The 20,573-nt window shown below is 41.6% G+C and carries 18 protein-coding genes and 1 pseudogene; all 19 read left to right on the forward strand.

Annotated features, from left to right (window positions below; genetic code table 11):
- Positions 1–160: hypothetical protein (locus IH879_01655; GenBank protein ID MCH7673642.1), on the forward strand; the 160-nt coding region annotated here is incomplete at its 5' end.
- Between the two features lie 89 nt (positions 161–249).
- A complete protein-coding gene (locus tag IH879_01660; protein MCH7673643.1) occupies positions 250–1,938 on the forward strand; it encodes a long-chain fatty acid--CoA ligase in 1,689 nt (562 codons plus the stop codon).
- Between the two features lie 53 nt (positions 1,939–1,991).
- Complete coding sequence (locus tag IH879_01665; protein ID MCH7673644.1) at positions 1,992–3,128, forward strand: ATP-binding protein; 1,137 nt, start codon at positions 1,992–1,994, stop codon at positions 3,126–3,128.
- Between the two features lie 29 nt (positions 3,129–3,157).
- Positions 3,158–3,382 carry a hypothetical protein gene (locus tag IH879_01670; GenBank protein MCH7673645.1) on the forward strand — a complete coding sequence of 75 codons (225 nt, stop codon included), beginning with the start codon at positions 3,158–3,160 and terminating at the stop codon, positions 3,380–3,382.
- 1 nt (position 3,383) lies between these two features.
- Positions 3,384–4,901 (forward strand): Do family serine endopeptidase, encoded by a 1,518-nt coding sequence (locus IH879_01675; GenBank protein ID MCH7673646.1) that lies wholly within the window; start codon positions 3,384–3,386, stop codon positions 4,899–4,901.
- A 405-nt stretch (positions 4,902–5,306) separates the two neighbouring features.
- On the forward strand, positions 5,307–6,380 hold the full coding sequence (locus IH879_01680) for a DnaJ domain-containing protein (GenBank protein ID MCH7673647.1): 1,074 nt from the start codon (positions 5,307–5,309) through the stop codon (positions 6,378–6,380).
- 95 nt (positions 6,381–6,475) lie between these two features.
- Complete coding sequence (locus IH879_01685; GenBank protein ID MCH7673648.1) at positions 6,476–7,993, forward strand: Do family serine endopeptidase; 1,518 nt, start codon at positions 6,476–6,478, stop codon at positions 7,991–7,993.
- A 55-nt stretch (positions 7,994–8,048) separates the two neighbouring features.
- Positions 8,049–8,348 carry a zinc ribbon domain-containing protein gene (locus tag IH879_01690; protein ID MCH7673649.1) on the forward strand — a complete coding sequence of 100 codons (300 nt, stop codon included), beginning with the start codon at positions 8,049–8,051 and terminating at the stop codon, positions 8,346–8,348.
- Between the two features lie 317 nt (positions 8,349–8,665).
- Entirely contained in the window at positions 8,666–10,582 is a 1,917-nt protein-coding gene (gene dnaK / locus IH879_01695) for a molecular chaperone DnaK (GenBank protein MCH7673650.1), read from the forward strand.
- A 165-nt stretch (positions 10,583–10,747) separates the two neighbouring features.
- Positions 10,748–11,542: a tetratricopeptide repeat protein gene (locus IH879_01700; GenBank protein ID MCH7673651.1), complete on the forward strand. Its 795-nt coding sequence runs from the start codon at positions 10,748–10,750 to the stop codon at positions 11,540–11,542.
- A 426-nt stretch (positions 11,543–11,968) separates the two neighbouring features.
- Complete coding sequence (locus tag IH879_01705; GenBank protein MCH7673652.1) at positions 11,969–12,817, forward strand: hypothetical protein; 849 nt, start codon at positions 11,969–11,971, stop codon at positions 12,815–12,817.
- Between the two features lie 121 nt (positions 12,818–12,938).
- Complete coding sequence (locus IH879_01710) at positions 12,939–13,928, forward strand: MoxR family ATPase (GenBank protein MCH7673653.1); 990 nt, start codon at positions 12,939–12,941, stop codon at positions 13,926–13,928.
- Positions 13,929–14,298: 370 nt separating this feature from the next.
- Positions 14,299–14,534, forward strand: a pseudogene (locus IH879_01715) (DUF4926 domain-containing protein).
- A 2-nt stretch (positions 14,535–14,536) separates the two neighbouring features.
- Complete coding sequence (locus IH879_01720; protein MCH7673654.1) at positions 14,537–15,415, forward strand: DUF58 domain-containing protein; 879 nt, start codon at positions 14,537–14,539, stop codon at positions 15,413–15,415.
- Between the two features lie 21 nt (positions 15,416–15,436).
- Positions 15,437–16,369: a hypothetical protein gene (locus tag IH879_01725; protein MCH7673655.1), complete on the forward strand. Its 933-nt coding sequence runs from the start codon at positions 15,437–15,439 to the stop codon at positions 16,367–16,369.
- Positions 16,370–16,470: 101 nt separating this feature from the next.
- Entirely contained in the window at positions 16,471–17,499 is a 1,029-nt protein-coding gene (locus tag IH879_01730; GenBank protein ID MCH7673656.1) for a hypothetical protein, read from the forward strand.
- A complete protein-coding gene (locus IH879_01735) occupies positions 17,500–18,495 on the forward strand; it encodes a VWA domain-containing protein (GenBank protein ID MCH7673657.1) in 996 nt (331 codons plus the stop codon). It begins immediately after the preceding gene.
- 180 nt (positions 18,496–18,675) lie between these two features.
- On the forward strand, positions 18,676–19,707 hold the full coding sequence (locus IH879_01740) for a VWA domain-containing protein (GenBank protein ID MCH7673658.1): 1,032 nt from the start codon (positions 18,676–18,678) through the stop codon (positions 19,705–19,707).
- A gap of 19 nt (positions 19,708–19,726) precedes the next feature.
- Entirely contained in the window at positions 19,727–20,485 is a 759-nt protein-coding gene (locus IH879_01745) for a tetratricopeptide repeat protein (protein ID MCH7673659.1), read from the forward strand.
- The last annotated feature ends 88 nt before the right edge of the window (positions 20,486–20,573 follow it).

The raw sequence follows: 20,573 nt of genomic DNA on the forward strand, positions 1-20,573 counted from the left end.
GCCCGCTGCATACGAGGCTGGTAAAGCGTGTAAGGAATTAGGACAGTTTAATGAAGCCATCAAGTATTTTGGAATCTCCGGAAAAAGCAGGGTTTGGAAAAAAACTGCAGATTATGAAATCGACCTCATTAAGAATAGAGATAAATACGGCAGTAATTAAAATAATCAAAGTTAATACAAAAAAAACGCCCACCAACTTAGGTGGGTGTTTTTTTTTCTCAAAGTCATTCCTGAAAACCGGGATTCCATATGGACAAGCCCTGGATTAAATTTTACGAAGATCAAGTCCCGCCAGAAATTGAATTTCCGGATATTTCCTTACCTCAGCTTTTTGAACAGTCGGTAGCTAACAACCCAAACGGCTCAGCAGCGTCATTTTTTGGTAAGAAAATAACCTATACTGAACTCGGAAGATTAGTTGATCAGTTTGCAATTGCTTTAACAAGATTAGGGGTCAAGCAGGGTGACCGGGTAGCGATCATGTTGCCGAACATCCCTCAATACCCAATTGTTCATTTTGCTGCTCTCAAAATAGGCGCGATTTTAGTACCGACAAATCCTCTTTATGTCGAACGTGAACTTCAGTACCAATTGAATAATAGCGGCGCAGAAACCATCATCGCGCTTGATATACATTTCCCCAAAATAGAAAAAGTTAAGCCGGAGACCGGTCTAAGGAATGTCATTATAACCAGTGTTCAGGAATATTTGCCGGGTTTGTTAAAACTCCTGTATCCCATAAAGGCGAAGAAGGAGGGAAATTGGTATAAAGTGAATCGCGCCCCCGGAATTCATTTTTTTGAAGATTTAATCACCGAAAAGTTTGTGGCAATTTCGCCGGATATTGACGTGAAACCGGATGACATAGCGATGTTTCTTTATACCGGGGGAACGACCGGTGTTTCAAAAGGCGCTGTTTTAACGCACCGAAATCTGGTGGCCAATGTTATTCAAATCAGGACATGGTATTGCGAGGTCAAAGATAATGAAGAGGTGGTTCTCTGCGCGCTTCCCTTTTTTCACAGTTATGGTCTAACCACCTGTTTACACATGGCAGTCTTGCTGAGTTCGACGATGGTCTTAATTCCCAATCCAAGGGATATTAAAACCTTATTAAAGGAAATTCAAAAAGAAAAGGCTACCTTGTTTTCTGGTGTTCCGACTCTTTTCGTAGCAATTAACAACTTCCCGGAAATATCCAAATATGATCTTTCTTCGATTAAAGCTTGCGTTAGTGGGGGAGCCCCATTACCTTTAGAAGTCGCCAGGCAGTTTGAAGAAATTTCACACGGTGCACTGGTTGAAGGCTACGGTCTTTCGGAAACCTCTCCTGTTACGCATGCAAATTCCATCAATGGGAAACGAAAAGAAGGATCAATTGGGATACCTCTGCCAAATACGGATGCATTGGTAGTTGATCCGGAGACTAAGAAGGCCCTTCCAAAAGGAGAGGTCGGTGAATTGGCGGTCAAAGGCCCGCAAGTGATGAACGGTTATTGGAAAATGGATAAGGAGACCAAGGAAGTTTTGAGAGATGGATGGCTTTATACCGGCGATATGTCTAAAATGGATGAAGATGGCTATTTCTATATTGTTGACAGAAAAAAGGACATGATCATCGCCGGCGGCTTCAATATATTTCCGAGGGAAATTGAGGAGGTTTTGTACCAACATCCTAAAATTTTGGAAGCTGCAGTCATTGGGCTACCTGACGAGTATCGGGGTGAGACAGTCAAAGCCTTTGTGGTTTGTAAGGAAGGCGCCTCGCTTTCTTTCGAAGAAGTTATTGAATTTTGTAAATCGAAGCTAGCCCCATTTAAAGTCCCTAAGCTGGTTGAGTTTCGCGATTCACTGCCGAAAAGTAATATTGGTAAAGTCCTTAGAAGGATGTTGAAAGAGGAAATCGAAAGCATTAAAGCTGTTTCTAACACAAACTGATTATCCGTTTAACCTCAAGACTTCTTATCTTTAACAAAATAAGTTCTATTTTTATGGATTCCAAAAAAATTGCATATGAACCGATTGCCGGATTTGATAATGTGGTTCGTATTCCTTTGGAAGATATAGATGACACTCACATCGTGTTTCAGGTTTTACAGGATTCTTTTGAAATCTGTTTTCGGGATGGCAAAACCCGGATCGTTGTTGATTTACAGAATGTGCAATTTCCAACCGCCAGTCTTATTGCCCTGTTAGTTGAAGCAACATCACGGGCGCGAAGGTTAAACGGCGACGTTAAAATCATACATTTATCTAAATCAGCCAAAAATAATCTGGTTACGTTTTCACCCACCAGCTATCTTTCATTAGAAACTGAAGAAAAATTTGCTTTAGAGGATTTTCAGGAAACGTTTGTGCCGCAAGATGAAATTCTGGAAAGCACCCGGGACGAAATAATCGATGTTCCTCAGCAAGAAATAAACGGACCGGTACCAGAGGAAACATATGCTTCGATTCCTGATGAAACACCTGAGCAAGTTGAGGATAAAACAACGCCCATAGAAGATCAAACTTCACCAACGGTTGATATCGTTGAAGATCCATTTATCGAGCAATTGGAAGGCACCTTTCAGAATTTAAAAGCCCAGAGTGAGTCGAATATTAAAGAAACCGAACAAGAAGAAGTTCCAGAACCTCCGGTAGCCCCGGAACCTCGGAAAATTCCGGAAGTCGCAGAAACTCCGGACCCGCAGGAAACGTACGAAGATAAAAGACATCATTTACGAGTGAAAAGTATCCCCAAAAATTTATATTCTATTTGCGATTTTGTAATGGATTATGCAGAGAAGGTCGGCTTTGACAAAAAAGAGGTTGGCAAAATCAAGATAGCTGTTTATGAGGCTTCCTTAAATGTAGTTGAGCATTCATATCATTCAAATCCTGAAAATTGGATAGATGTTTGGGTGGAAGTCGATTCGCAGAAAATAACGATTGAAATTCAAGATTACGGATATAGTTTTGAAGGAATTAATAAGAAGCGATACGATGTTCAAAGTGCTATGAATAAAGCCCAAACAGGCGGTTTTGGACTCTACATCATTCGCCGCTCGATGGATGAGATTGAATATCATCCTGACGAAGAACAAGGCAACCGATTAATAATGATAAAATATTTAAAACCAAGCTAGATTAATGCTGGCCAATTTAGGGAGTAAAAATGAGCAAAAAAGATTTGGTCGATGAAATAAGGGATTTTCAAAAAAATAAAAAAAAGCTAATCCCCGTTTTAGTTGTACTTGGAATCCTGGGTCTGTTTTTACCGATTTTGCCTGGCGTCGCTTTATTGTTTTTTGGTTTCTTGCTTATTTTTCCGCGCGAAGGTGAGAATCTGCTTAAAAAAATTCGTAGTAAATTTAAAAATATAACCAGAACGGGAACTTAGAATGATGTCAAAACAAAACTCACTTCGTTTAGGCGTGCTACTTTTGTTTCTTGGAGTAATTTTAGGTTTAGTGATTTCATCAGGGTTTGATCTTACCAAAACATCACAAAGTTCACCACCCGTAGTTCCGGTAACAAATGTTCCGAATTTTCAATTAGGGTCGCAGGAGCGAGTTTCCAAAAAGTTACTCGATCTGCAGAGTACAAGTGAAGCATTCATTTACATATCTGAGCTTGTCATTCCTTCCGTAGTATCAATTCAAAGCACACGCATGATAAACGCTGCCGATGTCGAACGATTCCATGACCGCGATGACTTTCGGCGTTTCTTCCGCTTTAAGGTCCCGAAAGAATTCCGCCAGCGAGGCGCCGGCTCCGGAATCATTGTTTCGAACGACGGCTATATTTTAACCAACGTTCATGTGGTTGATAAATCAGAACGAATCCGGGTCGTTCTTTCCGATAACCGCGCATTTGATGCCCGGATTATCGGGCTTGATCCCCTAACCGAAGTCGCGGTGGTTAAGATCGACGCGACTAATTTGCCCGCGATCAAATTAGGTGACTCGGACAAAGCCAGGGTCGGGGAATGGGTCCTTGCGATTGGCAATCCTCTGGAGCTCCAGTCTACGGTCACGGCCGGTATTATCAGCGCCAAAGAGCGAAATATAGACATCATTGGAGATACTTACGGTGTTGAAAATTTCTTGCAAACGGACGCCGCAATTAACCCAGGGAACAGCGGCGGCGCTTTGGTTAACCTCAGAGGCGAGGTGATTGGCATCAATACCGCAATTGCCACGGAAACCGGCTACAGCACGGGTTTTGGTTTTGCTATCCCGATCAATCTTGCCAACAAAATCATGACCGACTTAATTCGGAAAGGCAGAGTCGAACGCGGCTATTTGGGAATCGGTATGCAGGATATCGACGAAAAGAAGGCTCGGGCTTTGAACCTGGACAGACCAAAAGGTGTATTTGTTAGTCAGGTCATAAAAGGAGAGCCGGCGGCAAGGGCTGGGGTTAAGGCGAAGGATGTTATCCTTAAAATTGAAGGTCAGGAAGTCAACAAAAGCAACCAGGTCCAGGCGATAATTGCCAAAAAAAATCCCGGTGATATAGTACTTCTTGAATTGTTGAGGAATGGCCGTAAAGTTGAGCTGAAAGTTAGTCTGGGGATAAAAGAAACGGGTGAAACCAATTTCGCAACAAATAGTTCTCCCAAGGATTTCGAACACCTTGGTCTTAAGGTTCAAGATTTGAGCCGCAAAATGGCCAAAGAGCTGGATTATTCCGGCTCTTCAGGTGCGGTTGTTTTTGATGTTCAAAAATGGAGTCCGGCGTATGACGCCGGACTACGACAGTACGACATTATAACGGAAATCGACAATAAATCTATCAGAAACGAGAATGATTTCTATCAACTTGTTTCTAATCTTGAGGTCGGGTCGGTTTCAATTTTTACAGTCGTAAGATTTAATGAAGAGGTTCATATTTTCGTTGAAATCCCGGAAAAGTAAGGCACGCTGGGATTGTTAAAATGTGAAAAATGAAATAAACCACGAATACACACGAATTTTCATTTAGAAAATTTTAAATTATTTGAATACAGATTTCAGCTTACAATTGACTTCGCGTTCATTTGCGTTTAAGTAAAAGATTAAAAACATTATCGATTCCTTCTAAGAAAGTCAAATTAGTTTTTTATTTTAACGGCAGAGAAAAATTCTTCTGCCTATTTTATTTAAAGGGCGTCTGTCACTTTGACAGCTGTTTCGATCGGATTTGAGCCACAGCTTGTTTTGAATTCTGGTCTAACCTCTAGTTAAATAAACATTTAACGTTCATGGCATAGTAATTGCTTATTTCTATTATTTCTTCAAGAAATGTCGTTTAGACAGATTTGAATTCATAAATGCTCTGCAATGGCAAATAAGAATTACTACGAAATCCTGGGAGTTGATGAAGGCGCCAGTTTCGCGACGATAAAAAAGTCATATCGCAAACTTGCTAAAGAGAATCATCCGGACACACACCCCGGAGATCAGCAGGCAGAAAAAAAATTCAAGGAGGCCTCAGAGGCTTACAACGTTCTGAGCGATTCAAAAAAGCGCCAGCAGTATGACCAGATGCGAAAATATGGCTTTGGTGCGCATTCTGGCGGTGGTTTTGGGCATCAAGGCATTGATCTTAGCGAAATCTTTGGTAATTATTCGGGGGCCGGCAGACGGCGCTCTAAAAGAAAAGCAGATTTCAATTTAGACGACTTTTTTGGCTTTGGCGGCCTTGGTGATCTTTTTAGCCAGGTACTGGATAGAGAAAATGGTTTTGGCCATCAAGGCCGACCGGGGAAAGGCCAAGATGTCCACGTAAAGTTAAAAATTCCTTTTGAGACCGCGGTACTTGGCGGCAAGGTAGCCTTTTCGATTCAAAAAGGGCTCGCTTGCGAACGTTGTAAAGGAACGGGGTCGAGAGCCTCTCAAAAACCTTCGACCTGCTCGGAATGCAAGGGCTCAGGAATGGTTTCAATGATGAGAGGGGCATTTTCAATGAAGCGTCCGTGTCCAAGGTGTTTGGGAGAGGGACAAACAATTTCTGACCCATGTCAAAATTGCGGCGGTTCCGGGCAAACTAAAGGGAATAAAACTTTTTCAGTGAACATCAAGGCGGGGACTGAAAATGGGCACGATTTAAAATTAACCGGACAGGGGAACCCGGGGAGGCCCGGCGAACCCGAAGGTGATTTAATTTTGACCATTCGAGTCGGCAAGCATCGGTTTTTCAAAAGTAAAGGGTTGGATATTTACTGTGAGGTGCCGATCGATAAAGAAAAAGCTATGCAGGGGACCGATGTTAAAGTGAAGACAATCCATGGCAATTCGGTTAGGTTAACGATTCCCCCAAATAGTGACACCGGAAAAACATTGCGGTTGAAAGGAATGGGGATATCTAGAAATGGCTCTCAGGGAGATCAGTACGTAAAGATTAAGCTAAATTAGACGCAAAAATTTTCGAGCCGGAACTTCTTTTGAGAAAATCGGTTTGTATACATTGAAAATTTGGTAGACTTTCGAATGTACTAAGGAGGTTACACATGGTTCAAAATAATAAAAAAACTTTGGTTGTTGTATTTTCCATCTGTTTGGGAATTTTTGTTGGCCTGGTCATTGCCTCCAATTTCAACTGGACTCAAATTGGTTTCGCCAACAATGAAGCTTTTGGATTAACACCCAGTGCTCCCCAATCAATACCCCCAATAAATTCGGATTTAGAATCCACAAGCCGTGCTTTTGTGGAGATCGCGAAACGAGTTACTCCTACTGTTGTTTCAATCACCAGTGAAAAAGTTATCAAAGTGCGAGACCCTTTTGCTAACTTTTTTGGCAATGATGAATTTTTTAAAAGATTCTTTCCGGGACGCGGCAATGGCGAAAAGGAATTTCGACAGAATGGTCTCGGCTCAGGTGTGATTGTTTCACCTGACGGTTATATTTTAACGAATTACCACGTCATCAAAGATGCAGATGAACTAAATGTTATCATCGATAAAAAAGAATATGTGGCAAGGGTGGTAGGCTCAGATCCTGAAACCGATATTGCCGTAGTAGATATTGATGCCCAAAATCTGCCTGCAATTCGCCTGGGTGATTCTGATAAATTAGAAGTTGGTGAACTCGTACTGGCAATCGGAAGCCCTTTTGATATTAGTTTACAGCACACGGTTACCGCGGGAATTATCAGCGCGAAGGGGCGCTCAAATTTAAATCTAGGCGCTAATTTGACTTACCAGGATTTTATTCAAACAGATGCGGCAATTAACCCGGGCAACAGCGGCGGCGCTTTAGTAAATATTCGTGGTGAGCTTATCGGCATTAACACGGCGATTTATGCGGGAAATGGCGGCGGCAATGTAGGCATCGGTTTCGCGATCCCGATTAGTTTAGCTAAGCAAGTTATGGACGACCTCATCTCACGGGGTAAGGTCGTGCGGGGTTATCTTGGTGTGGGTGTCAATACGCCTGATGCTGAGTTGAGTGAAGCGTTAAAATTGAAGGTTGTTGGAGGAGGCGCTGTAATTGTTGAATTGGTTAAAGGTACTCCTGCGCATAAAGCAGGACTCAAAAAATATGATGTCATTATTGAAGTTGAAGGAAAGAAGATTCAAGATCACCAGATGCTGACAAATTTAATAGCTTCTTTTAATCCCGGTGAGGAAGTGAGATTAAAAATCATTCGGGACGGTAAAGTTGTACATAAAACTGTCCGATTAGCAGAAAGACCAAGCGCGGGTGGGAGTGAGCCGGTTGCCGAAAGCAGTGTAACGAATCAACTTGGTATTCAGGTAGCGGACCTGACAAGAGAACTTGCCGAAAGATACGGCTATGACAATGATGGAGGCGCATTGGTTTCCTATGTTCGTCGCAATAGCGTTGCTGCTGAAAAAGGTTTGCGTCGCGGTGATTTAATCAAAGAAGTTGATAGGCGCAGAGTTCGTTCGGCAAGAGATGTCGAAAAGATGATAGAGAACCTCCAACCAGGAGACATTGTGCTATTTCAAATTCAACGTCAAACGAGCAATCATTTTATTGCAATGAAAGTACCGAAATCATAATCTCGTGGGTCAAATTATTAACTGAGCATTTCGGCTAAATAAAGGATTCTGAAATATGCCTACTTATGAGTATCGATGTAAAAAATGCAGTCATGAATTTGAAGAATTTCAAAGCATCACTGCGGATCCTATCAAAATTTGTCCGGAATGTGAAGGCCAGGTTGAACGGTTGATCAGCGCAGGAAACGGATTGATTTTTAAAGGCTCCGGTTTTTATATCACCGATTATAAAAACTCAAATCGTGTTTCTGAATCGAAATCAGAAAAGACGGAGAAATCAGAAAAATCCGAAAAGCCTGCTAAAGTGGAGAAAAAGGAAACCAAGCCTACCGCAAAATCAACTGAAGACAAATAAGGAAATCTTTTTTATCGAATAAAAAGGGTCCTTGAAGGGCGCCTTTTTTATTTAGACGCCAATATTGCGACACATTGACAGAGCCTCAATTCTTAGTTGGCTGAAAACAAATCATTAATAATTTTAACTCTTTGATGTAAGTTTAATAAAATTAGCACTCAGGTTCGCATATTTTTTAATGGCATAGTGTTTGCAAAAAAGCAGGAAGTTCGTTTAGAAACTGCCATTTTAGCATTCATTTTGAAGCTAAACGGAGTCTCTCTGAACACCGTTCACAATAGAATTTTGAAATTTAAAGACCTTAAGGAGGTTTTGTTATGAGTAAAATTATCGGTATTGATTTAGGAACGACAAACTCGTGTGTGTCGGTAATGGAGGGCGGCGAACCCGTTGTTATTCCTAATGCCGAAGGAGCGCGAACAACCCCGTCAGTCGTGGCCTTTTCGAAAACCGGCGAAAGACTGGTCGGACAGGTTGCCAAACGTCAAGCAATTACGAACCCCGAAAATACAATTTTCTCAGTAAAGCGATTTATGGGCCGTCGCCAGGATGAAGTGAGCACCGAAATTGCAGAAGTTCCTTACAAGGTGGTCAAAGGTGCAAACGGTGTAGCAAAAGTAAAAATTGAAGATAAACAGTATTCACCACAAGAAATCTCTGCAATGATTCTGCAAAAAATGAAGCAAACCGCGGAAGATTATTTAGGTTCAAAAGTGACGTCTGCAGTTATAACCGTCCCGGCTTACTTTAATGACAGCCAAAGGCAGGCCACTAAAGAGGCCGGTGAAATCGCGGGCTTAGAAGTCAAAAGAATTATTAACGAACCGACTGCTGCATCTTTGGCTTACGGGTTGGATAAAAAGAAAGATGAAAAAATTGCGGTTTATGACCTGGGTGGCGGTACTTTTGATATTTCGATTCTGGAAATCGGTGACGGCGTTTTTGAAGTTAAAGCAACCAATGGCGACACCCATCTTGGCGGCGACGACTTCGATCAAAGAATTATTGACTGGATTGTCGCCGAATTTAAGAAACAGGAGGGGGTGGATTTATCAAAAGATCCCATGGCGTTGCAGCGACTTAAAGAGGCAGCAGAAAAAACAAAGTGTGAACTCTCCACCGTCGCACAAACCGATATCAACTTGCCTTTTATTACAGCAACAGACTCAGGGCCCAAACATTTAAATCTAACACTGACTCGTGCGAAGTTTGAGCAGTTAGCTGAAGACCTTTTCAAACGCACTTTAGAGCCGTGCAAAATAGCTTTAAAAGACGCCGGTCTCAGCCCCAGTGAAATCGATGAAGTTGTGCTGGTGGGCGGCTCGACAAGAATGCCTAAAGTTCAGGAAATGGTTAAAAAGCTTTTTGGAAAAGACCCCCACCGGGGTGTGAACCCCGACGAAGTGGTTGCGGTCGGGGCGGGAATCCAAGGCGGCGTGCTTGCCGGCGATGTTCAAGATGTTCTGCTGTTGGATGTCACGCCTTTGTCGATGGGCATCGAAACTTTAGGCGGGGTTGCAACTAAATTAATCGAGAAGAATACTACCATTCCGACGCAAAAGTCCGAAATTTTTTCGACGGCTGCGGAGAGCCAGACCTCGGTTGAGATTCATGTTCTACAAGGTGAACGCGAGATGGCAACAAGCAATCGAACCCTTGGCCGGTTTATTTTAGATGGAATTCCACCTGCGCCGCGTGGCATTCCGCAAATCGAGGTTGCGTTTGACATCGATGCCAACGGCATTCTCAACGTTTCGGCAAAAGATAAGGCCACTGGAAAAGAGCAGAAGATTCGAATTGAAGCTTCGACCGGGCTTTCCAAAGAAGAGATTGAGAAGATGGTCAATGACGCAAAATCACACGCAGCTGAAGACAAGAAAAAACGGGAATCGGTTGATACACGTAACCAGGCAGACCAGCTGGTCTATCAAACTGAAAAGAACATCACCGAAATGGAAGACAAGCTCAGTGCGGATGATAAATCTAAGTTAGAAGCAGCAGTAGGCAGGGTTAAAGAAGCGCTTAAGGGAGAGAATGTGGATGAAATCAAATCATCGTCCGAGGCTTTGAGCCAAGTCTGGAGTGAAATGGCCAGCAAAATGTATCAGGCCAATGAAGCTCCTGCTGACGGTGCAGAAGCTCAGGCTACAGCAGAACCCGAGGATGCAAAAGATGAAACCGTCGAGGAGGCTGATTTCGAAGTGGTTGATGATGATAAATCATCAAAGAAGTAAGCCTATTAAAAAATAACTAACTTGCCATAAGGCGGGGAATAGTTAATTTCTCGCCTTTTTTGGATCAAATATTGGTTGATTTTACTAAAATTTACTTGATTTTGAAGGATTTATTTTTAATATAGCCTACTCAGAAAAAAACAATTTAGAGGAGAGCGGAAAAAAATGAGTTTGACGAAAATAACGTCTGTTGTCACTGTTGTAGTCAGTTTAGTAATATTTTCTTGCGGTCCCGAGCTTGCAGACAAGGAGTATGAGTTAATTGAACAAGCAAAAGTTTTTGAAGATGAAGGTGATTTTAAAAATACTCTGAAGGCCTATAAAAAACTGTTGAATAAATATCCTGAAAGTACATATTCTCATGAAGCTCTATTTAAGATAGGTTCGTCATATTTTTATATGAATGATTTTGATGAAACTTCCGAGACATTTCGTCAACAATTTAATAACAACCCAAGCGGTAAATTTGATTCAGTAGCCAGATTAATGATCGAATGTGGTGAAGATAATAAAATAACTGAGGAGGAACTTCTTACTTTAGCTCAAATATGTGAAGTTGGTGAAGTTTACGAGGAAGCTATTAAAGCTTGTAAAAGAAAATTGAATGACTTTCCGGATAGTATGACTTCAGATGAAACAATAGAACGAATAGCATTCCTTTATTACAATAATATTCATGATTTCAAAAAAGCAATCGTGTATCATGAGCGCTTGATTAAGGATTACCCCGAAAGCGAGTTTGTGAGCCGGGCGCGATTTATGATTGGCTTTATTTATGCCAACAACCTGGAAAACTACGAGTTGGCTAAGCAGTGCTACAATGAATTTCTCGAGCTGCATCCTGAAAGCGAACTTAGTGAAAGCGTAAAATGGGAGCTTGAGCATTTGGGACAGGATGTTAATAGTCAGTTGGATGATTTATTTGGGAATGAAAAATCAAACGACAAATCGACTAAGTGATATTTAAGAGCTGTCAGTTTCAAGAAAGCCGAATTTATTAATCGCGAGATTTTTTTGTGTTAATTAAATTCGGCTTTTTTATGTTTAAGTGAACACAGTGAGTACAAAGAAGTAAAGATCACAAAGGTTTTTCCCCAAAGGAACTTTTGAGATTTTAATAAAATTAAATGATTTTCCTTTTGGCTCTCTTCGTTTCTCAGGCTAACCCAAAATTATCCTAACTATGGGAGTTCTGAGTCGGTTTTAACCGGATCGTTTTAACCTCTTTTTAACACTTTTACTTAGGAACTTTTACCACCTACTTAAGTATATGTATTCGATAATTTTGAGGGGATGATGCATTTTTTGTTTTCTGCTGTTTTTCTATTTTTTTTCTTTGTAAATATTTGTTTCACGCAAAGTCAGGATACTTCCGCAGTTAGTTCGTTGCTTCAAGCTGGAGCGATCAAGGCGGCTGTCCAGATAGATCTAAAAGAAGTTCCTCAAAACAGAACCGTCACTTGCACAATCAAAGTTACCTGGCAAGGGGACTTGAGTCGCTACGAGATCGAGGATATTGAAAGTCCAATCTTGACCAATTTAGAGGAGATTGGTAACTCTTCTTCTAACTGGGTTGGTGATGCAGGTGGAGTGATGCAAGCTGTGCGAACCTATGAGTATACTCTTCAGCCGATTGAGCTTGGAATGGCCTATATTGACGGTACAATTATCGAATATAAAGATACAGAATATGGCCAAACGCATCGATTGGTCACGGCTCGTATGGAAATCAGAGTTGTTAAGCCGATTAAAGAGCGAAGTTTAAAGCCATTTATTTTAGCCGCTTCCGCTTTTTTATTTTTGGCGTTGCTTGTCAGTTTAGGTTTTGTATTTCTGAAACGAAAACAAGCCCGGGAAGCCGAGTTGGAGAAGCAAGCCCAAGAGTTAATTCCAATTGAGGAGAAATACCTTGCCGACTTTAAGGAAAAGGTTGATCTTAAAAGTCAGAGTGTAGTTGAAACTTTTTCTTCTCTTTCGAAGATTTTTCGAAGCTATTTGTCTGAAAAATACCAGATCCCGGCAATGGAAATTACCACTAAGGAAATCACGGGCAAATTGAATGAGTTGGCGGTTTCTGGAAACATAATTAGCCAAGTGGACGAAATCTTGAATTCCTGTGATGTTGCAAAGTTTTCCGGAGGCCAGGGGGAGAAAAGCACCCTGGAACGCGCCCACACTCTGGTTGAAGATATTTTAAATAAAAACAAAAACTCGATGGGCGAAGATCGTTCATGACTTATTTTTCGCATTTCGCTCATCACTTCTCGTTTTCGTTTTTCGGTTTGGGAACGGGATTTGAAAAAAATAAAAGTAATGAATAATTTTTCGTTGCTAAAGAAAACCTTGAGGAGGATAAATGGCTGTTGACATTGAAGCGATAAATAAGAAAATAGAAAAGGAAAGTGAGTTCGTCGATAAAATATCTGCAGAAGTCGCAAAAGTAATTGTCGGCCAGAAATACATGATCGAGCGTCTCTTGATTGGGCTGCTCGCAAATGGTCATATTTTGTTGGAAGGTGTGCCCGGGTTGGCCAAAACCATGGCGGTCAAAACTCTTGCTGCCACTGTGCAAACGAAATTTCAACGTTTACAATTCACCCCTGATCTTTTGCCTGCCGATTTAATCGGGACTCTAATTTATGATCAAAGAAACGGAAAATTTACCACAAAAAAGGGGCCGATTTTTTCGAATCTGATTTTAGCGGATGAAATTAACCGCTCCCCGGCAAAAGTTCAATCCGCGCTTTTGGAGGCGATGATGGAACGCCAGGTCACCATTGGGGAAAACACTTTTCCTCTAGATGATCCGTTTCTGGTTCTGGCAACTCAGAACCCGATTGAGCAGGAAGGTACGTATCCGCTCCCCGAAGCTCAGGTCGATCGCTTTATGTTGAAGCTGTCGGTCGGCTACCCCAACAAAGAGGAAGAGTTGGAAATTATGCGGCGAATGACAGGCAAAGAGGTTCCGGAAGTCAAGCCCGTCGTCGAACTGAAGGATATCATTTCTGCACGTGATTTAGTCAAAGAAGTGTATATTGATGAAAAGGTTGAAAAGTACATAATCGATATTGTCTTTGCAACCAGAAACCCCAAGGATTACGGTCTGGATGATCTGCAGGACTTAATTTCTTTCGGAGCTTCTCCCAGGGCCTCGATTTATTTGCACCAAGCTGCCAAAGCTCACGCGTTTTTACGACGGCGCGGTTATGTGGTCCCGGAGGATATCCGTGCGATTGGCATGGATGTTTTGCGCCACCGCATCCTGGTAACTTACGAGGCGGAAGCAGAAGAAATCACTCCCGAGGATGTTGTTCGCAAGGTTTTGAATAAGATTGAAGTGCCGTAGAATGTTGGACATTTATTTAATGAATTTACCAAATCTGGAAGTGGCTTATGTACCAATTTCAAAACTCAAAGATTATCTACTATCGACAACTCACGCGGCCGGGAGAACGAAAGCTGAATTTTTCCGTAAATTCGGATTTAGTGAAACCAATTTAGATTTATTGAAGGAGGCTTTAATAAATAGCTCATACACAGGAAGTTACTGAAGAGGTTCCATCCCTTTATTGGAAAGAAGTAAATTATTGACGGAACAATCGGTACACCTAATGATAAGATTATAAATGTAAGAACAGTTTGGATTATAGAAAAAAATCAAACAAAACCTCGTTTTGTCACAATTTATCCGAACTGATCCTTTGATAGAGATTAAAATTATGAAAGAATTAGATTTGGTTGACTAACTCATGATATTGAAGAGCATAATCTCAAATCCGGTGATGTTGGCACAGTTGTGCATTGCTATGATGACAAAAGTGCTTTTGAAGTTGAATTCGTAACGGCAGAAGGTAAGACGATCGCAGTATTGACACTCACAACAGACAATCTCCGTCGATTTGAGAACACTGAAATCCTGCATGCGCGAGCTATGACACCGTTGGCCGCTTAGTTATGATCCCCAAAGAAATCCTTAAAAAAGTCAAGCGCATCGAGATTCAAACCCGGGGACTGGTGAACGATATCTTTTCCGGTGAATACCACTCGGTGTTTAAGGGCCGGGGCATGGAATTTTCCGAGGTGCGCGAATATCAAATTGGTGACGATATTCGGTTAATCGACTGGAATGTATCGGCACGCATGGGGCATCCGTTTGTCAAAGTCTTCGAGGAAGAGCGCGAGCTCACGGTCATACTTTTAGTTGATGTGAGTTCGTCCGCTGACTTCGGTACTGTTGAACGGATGAAGGGGGAGATTGCTATCGAAATTTGTGCTTTGCTGGCCTTCTCTGCCATTAAGAATAATGATAAGGTCGGATTGATTATTTTTACTGATCGCATTGAAAAATTCGTTCCTCCCAAAAAAGGCAAGACCCATGTTCTCCGGGTTCTTAGAGAACTTTTGTACCATGAACCTGAAGGAAAAGGCACGGACATTTCACTTGCACTCGAATACTTGAGCAGAATCATCACGCGGCGCTCGGTGGTTTTTCTTGTGTCGGATTTTATTTCTGATGATTATCAGAAGGCCATGCAGATAGCCAATAAACGCCACGATTTAGTGGCGATTACCATTACCGACCCGCGGGAGATTGAGTTGCCAAATATCGGCTTGGTTGAATTGGAGGATGCCGAAACCGGCGAAATTATCATGCTCGACACGGCGGATTCGACAATAAGACAAACTTTTACACGGATAACTTCAAACTCAAGAGAGGAACGGGACAAAAATTTGCGCTCTATGAATGTGGACAGCATCGATATTCGCACCGACGTTTCGTACATTGAGCCGTTGATCAAGTTCTTTCGGATGCGTGCCAGACGTTTCCGATAATTTAGAGGGGAGGGTTTTGCGATGAGTTATAAAAAATTGAATTTTTCGCTGTTACTAATCTTGGTTGCAGGGGCGGGTTGCCAAAATGCCCCACAACCCAAGTTTGACGGAACGAAAATTCGCGGGTATGCCAGCGCTTTGTACAACCGAGAACTTTACCAGCAGGCAGTGAGTCAGTACAATTTTTATGTAGACAATTATACCCTCGACGATTCCGAGGCTTCGCAGATAAATTACACCATCGGCAATATTTATTTTGAACGCGTGCATGACTATGAAAACGCTCTAACTTACTTTTTAAAGATTAAACACCTTTATCCTGAAAGCGAATTATTGGATGAAGTGAACAAAAAGATGGTTGAGTGCCTGGAACGGCTTCAGCGTTCCGCCGACGCCCAGCAAGTCCTTGAAGAGGCGACGCTTTTGGATCCGTCGCAGGCGCAAGCAAGCCGGCCGGGAGATGTGATTGCTAAAATTGGCAAACGCCGGATCACTAATGGCGATTTGGACCACGAAATTTCTCTCTTGCAGCCTTACCAGCAAGCGCAATTAAGTGGCAAACGTAAAAAGGTGGAATTTCTTAAAAAGTTTATTGCAAGTGAATTACTTTATAATACGGCCAGGAGAAAGGGATTAGAGAAAGATAAAGAGGTCATTGAGGCAACCTTCCGGGCGAAGAAAGGTTTCATGGTTGACAAACTTTTGGCAGAAGAGATTTCAAAAGAAGTGGATATTAATGAATCAGACGTTGAACTTTATTATAAAGCAAATAGAGAGCAATATGGCGAAAAAGACGGCAATGGCGAAGTGGTTCGTACAAAGCCATTTGATGAAGTAAGAATACAAGTGATGCAGGATCTTATTCGTGAGAAGCAGCAAGAGGCCTATGACCGCCTGGTTCAAAGGATGATGCGGGCAGAAGCCGTAGACATTTATGATGACAAAGTGAAGTAAACCTCTCCTTTTGTCATTTTGGCCCCGACCTTCGGGAGAGAAATCTTGTGATGAATTAAGTATGAATTGAAATGATAAAAGGAAAATAATTGGCGTACAAGATGAGACATAAATTCAACTTTTTTTTTGCATTCGCCTTATTTTTTCCGACAAGCTTCGCATATACACAAGAAAGCTTAATCTCAATTGATTCTAAAATAGATAAGCACACGATTACCATCGGCGATTTGGTAACCTATTCAATTATTGTCACTCACGCTGCCGAAGTTCAGGTTGAACTGCCGGAATTGGGCGCCAATCTTGGAGCTTTTGAGATTAGAGATTACACGGTTCATGAACCTGTTTTCGAAAATAATAAGTCGGTAGAACAGGTTGATTATGTTATCTCTACTTTTGATGTGGGAGAATTCGAAATTCCGCCGTTGAGTTTTTATTATTCTTTCCCGCCGGACTCCACAAAACATGAGCTGAAAACCAGAAAACTAAAAATTCTTGTCGAAAGCCTGAAGCCCAGCGAAGAAGGCGATATCCGCGGTATTAAAGACCCTCTCGTTTTACCAAGGAATTACCGCAAATGGATTATCTGGGGAAGCATCGGTTTTGCTTCGTTGATTTTAGCAGGCGCTTTATTTTATATCTGGCGCAGAAAACGTGCAGGCAAAGGTTTGCTGCCTGAAAAAATTGTGCCGTCACGACCTGCACATGAAATCGCTTTGGAGGAATTAACTGCTATAAAGGAATCTTCTTTACTGCAGGAAGGTAAAGTTAAAGAGTTTTATGTTCAAATTTCCGAAGTAATTCGCCGGTACGTCGAAGGCCGTTATTTCATAGTTGCAATGGAATTGACCACCTTCGAATTAATAGAAAATCTGCAACGTTCTGAAATTTCTGCAGAAGAAATTGAAATGTTCCATGAATTCCTCATCACCTGCGATTTGGTTAAGTTTGCTAAGTACAAGCCAACCAGTGCTAAAAATTCAGCAAACCTTGACGAAGCTTTTGAAATCGTCGAACGAACAAAGCTGGTTTATGAAGAACCGGAAGAGTTAGAAACCGAGGCATCCCCAAAAGATGAAAGCCCCTTAAATGATGAAGAACAATTGGCGGAACCCGTAGAGGAACAGAAGTAGATGTTGACGTTTGCGAATCCAGGTTTATTATCCCTTTTTGTCTTAATACCGATCTTATTATTTTGGTATTTCAAATGGAATAAAAAACGCTTTGGTACTTTACGCTATTCAAATCTGGGCGTGGTGAAATCCGTTGAAAAATTTTCGAGCAAAAAGAAATACCGCCATCTTCCTTTTGTTCTTCGTCTTTTAGCTATTTCTCTTTTAATTCTCTGTTTTGCCAGACCCCAGTCCAGTCACACAGAAGAAGAAGTGATCACCGAGGGGGTTGATATTGTCTTAGCTCTCGATATTTCCAGTAGCATGTTGGCCGAGGACTTTAGACCGAATAACCGGTTAGAAGCAGCGAAACTAGTGGCTAAGAATTTTATTCAAGGAAGAAAAAACGACCGAATTGGAATGGTGGTATTTGCCGCCAAAAGTTTCACACAGTGCCCCCTGACTCTGGATTATGGAATTCTACTCAATTTTATTGATGAAGTGGAAAGCGGTATGATTGAGGATGGGACTGCGATTGGGATGGCAATTGCCAATGCCGCGAACCGGCTTCGCGACAGCAAAGCCAAGAGCAAGATCGTTATTCTTTTGACGGATGGACAAAACAATAAGGGGCAGCTCGATCCGATTACAGCCGCTAAAGTCGCTCAAGCGTTTGACATCAGAATCTACACCGTAGGTGTCGGTAAACGAGGCACAGCGCTTTATCCGGTCGATGATCCGATCTTTGGGAAACGATATGTGCAAATGCCCGTTCAAATAGATGAAAAGACTTTGAAAGCAATTGCTAAAATAACCAAAGGTAGTTACTACAGGGCAACAGATAAAGAAAGCCTTGATAAAATTTTTCAGGAAATCGATCAACTGGAAAAAACCAAAATCGAGATAAAACAATTCTCACGTTTCAAAGAATTGTTTTCAACATATTTGTTTATGGCCTTAGGTCTCATAGTCGTTGAGGTTGTGCTGACAAATACTAAATTTCGAAAGATCCCGTAAAATTAGCTTAACCACAAAAACACAAAGTTTCACAAAGAATTAAATTGTATGGGTATTGGAAATTCGCAATCGACACAGACCAAAATATATTTTGATTGTTTTAATAGTGCTCAAAATTAGAAATAAATCTTAGATATGACCTTAGTGCCCTTTGTGGTTAAATAAATTACTCAGAATAATATGCTCAGATTTGCCGACAACGAATATTTCTTATTTTTGCTTCTAATTCCTGTATTTATCGGATTTTACTATTTTGTGTTCAAATGGAAAAAGCGAGCCTTAGCTCGTTTTGGCAACCTCGAACTCGTGAATAAATTGAGCGAATCCACAAGCCGCGGCCGTCAAATAGGCAAAGCAGTGCTGCTCATTTGTGGGGTTTTATTTATGACCCTCGCGCTCGCCCGTCCTCAAATCGGGACTCGTTTGGAAGAAGTCAAAAGGGAGGGCGTCGATATTTTCGTGGCTTTAGATGTTTCTTTCTCGATGCTCGCTGAGGATATTCAACCGAGCCGGCTTGCCAAAGCCAAACATGAAATTGCTGCATTTATTGATTTGCTTCAAGGTGATCGAATCGGGCTTATATCATTTGCCGGCGAAGCATTTATCCAGTGTCCGCTTACTTTGGACTACGGCGCCGCCAAGACCTTTCTGGAAATTATGGATCCAAGCCTGATTCCAGTGCCCGGGACAAATCTAAGCGCTGCAATTGCATTAGCAATAAAAAGTTTTGAATCAAAGGAACGAAAGTACAAGGTTTTGGTTCTCATTACGGACGGTGAAGATCACGGCGATAAGACTGAAGAGTATGCGAAAACGGCGGATAGAGAAGGCGTGATTATTTTCACAGTTGGAATCGGTTCTGCCAAGGGCGTGCCAATTCCTTTGTATGATCAAAGAGGCGTTAAAAAAGGTTTTAAAAAAGATCAAAAGGACGAAGTTATCCTGACCAAATTAGATGAGTTGGCGTTGCAGAAAATTGCTCTGACCACCGGAGGAAAATTCTATCATTCAACCACGGGTGAAACAAAGCTTGAAAAAATTTATGGAGAAATTTCAAAGATGGAAAAAAAAGAACTGGCCTCGATGAAGTTTTCGCAATACGAGGATAGATTTCAATACGTTCTTGGTTTTGCGATTTTACTGCTGGTTTTGGAACTCGTTATTTCTGAGAGGGTCAAAACCGGACAAGAATGGCGCGGAAGATTTGAGTAATTATTTTAGGAGAAAGTAAATGCGGAAGACGATTTTTCTTTTAATTGTGAATATGCTTTTTGCAATTTCAGCTTTTGCACAAAGCGGCCACAAGCAAGTGACTGAAGGCAATAAACTCTATGCCGAGGAAAAATACGACGAAGCCAACAATAAATACCGAGATGCCCTGATTGAAAATCCGGAGTCGCCAATCGTTAATTTTAATATCGGGGACGTACAATATAAAAAACGTAATTTTGAAGAGGCCATTAAGTCCTATGAAAAATCCACGTCCTCTGACGATATCTCTTTGCGGTCAAAAACCTACTATAACATTGGCAATACGCTTTATAAAATGGCCAAACTGCCCGAAAGTATTCTGGCCTATAAGAAGGCGCTTGAATTAAATCCTGAAGATGAAGATGCTAAATACAATTTGGAATATGTGAGAGCAAAACTCAAAGACAACTCAGAAAAGCAACCTCAGGAAAATCAACAACAGGAGCAACGAGAAGAGCAACAACAGCAAGATCAACAGAATCAGGACACGGAACAGAATTCTGAAGAGGAGCAGCAAGAACAGCAGGATGAGCAGGAACAGGAGCAAAGTTCCGAGGAGCAGCAAAACCCAGATCAGCAGCAGGAGGAACAACAGCAAGAGCAAGCAGCTGAACCAAAAGAAATTTCTAAAGAAGACGCCGAAAGGCTTTTGAATGCCCTACAAAACGAAGAAAAGGATTTATTAAAAGAACAGAAACCCAAGAGGCGAGGGCGACCCTTTAGAGGGAAAGATTGGTAAAACATGTATGTCGGAAATTTTCCGAAGGATTTCTGACAATTCAATTTGTCAATTTGGTCTTCAACCATCATTGACCTGTAAAACAAAG

Source organism: candidate division KSB1 bacterium, from assembly GCA_022562085.1.
In the GTDB taxonomy this organism is placed as follows: domain Bacteria; phylum Zhuqueibacterota; class Zhuqueibacteria; order Oceanimicrobiales; family Oceanimicrobiaceae; genus Oceanimicrobium.

What these genes read in the sequence shown, in the direction of transcription:
- IH879_01665 (MCH7673644.1), top strand. Translation starts at nt 1,992, where the DNA reads ATGGATTCCAAAAAAATTGCATATGAACCGATTGCCGGATTTGATAAT.
- IH879_01675 (MCH7673646.1), top strand. Translation starts at nt 3,384, where the DNA reads ATGATGTCAAAACAAAACTCACTTCGTTTAGGCGTGCTACTTTTGTTT.
- IH879_01660 (MCH7673643.1), top strand. Translation starts at nt 250, where the DNA reads ATGGACAAGCCCTGGATTAAATTTTACGAAGATCAAGTCCCGCCAGAA.
- IH879_01700 (MCH7673651.1), top strand. Translation starts at nt 10,748, where the DNA reads ATGAGTTTGACGAAAATAACGTCTGTTGTCACTGTTGTAGTCAGTTTA.
- IH879_01735 (MCH7673657.1), top strand. Translation starts at nt 17,500, where the DNA reads ATGTTGACGTTTGCGAATCCAGGTTTATTATCCCTTTTTGTCTTAATA.
- IH879_01685 (MCH7673648.1), top strand. Translation starts at nt 6,476, where the DNA reads ATGGTTCAAAATAATAAAAAAACTTTGGTTGTTGTATTTTCCATCTGT.
- IH879_01670 (MCH7673645.1), top strand. Translation starts at nt 3,158, where the DNA reads ATGAGCAAAAAAGATTTGGTCGATGAAATAAGGGATTTTCAAAAAAAT.
- dnaK (MCH7673650.1), top strand. Translation starts at nt 8,666, where the DNA reads ATGAGTAAAATTATCGGTATTGATTTAGGAACGACAAACTCGTGTGTG.
- IH879_01740 (MCH7673658.1), top strand. Translation starts at nt 18,676, where the DNA reads ATGCTCAGATTTGCCGACAACGAATATTTCTTATTTTTGCTTCTAATT.
- IH879_01720 (MCH7673654.1), top strand. Translation starts at nt 14,537, where the DNA reads ATGATCCCCAAAGAAATCCTTAAAAAAGTCAAGCGCATCGAGATTCAA.
- IH879_01710 (MCH7673653.1), top strand. Translation starts at nt 12,939, where the DNA reads ATGGCTGTTGACATTGAAGCGATAAATAAGAAAATAGAAAAGGAAAGT.
- IH879_01730 (MCH7673656.1), top strand. Translation starts at nt 16,471, where the DNA reads ATGAGACATAAATTCAACTTTTTTTTTGCATTCGCCTTATTTTTTCCG.
- IH879_01745 (MCH7673659.1), top strand. Translation starts at nt 19,727, where the DNA reads ATGCGGAAGACGATTTTTCTTTTAATTGTGAATATGCTTTTTGCAATT.
- IH879_01680 (MCH7673647.1), top strand. Translation starts at nt 5,307, where the DNA reads ATGGCAAATAAGAATTACTACGAAATCCTGGGAGTTGATGAAGGCGCC.
- IH879_01725 (MCH7673655.1), top strand. Translation starts at nt 15,437, where the DNA reads ATGAGTTATAAAAAATTGAATTTTTCGCTGTTACTAATCTTGGTTGCA.
- IH879_01690 (MCH7673649.1), top strand. Translation starts at nt 8,049, where the DNA reads ATGCCTACTTATGAGTATCGATGTAAAAAATGCAGTCATGAATTTGAA.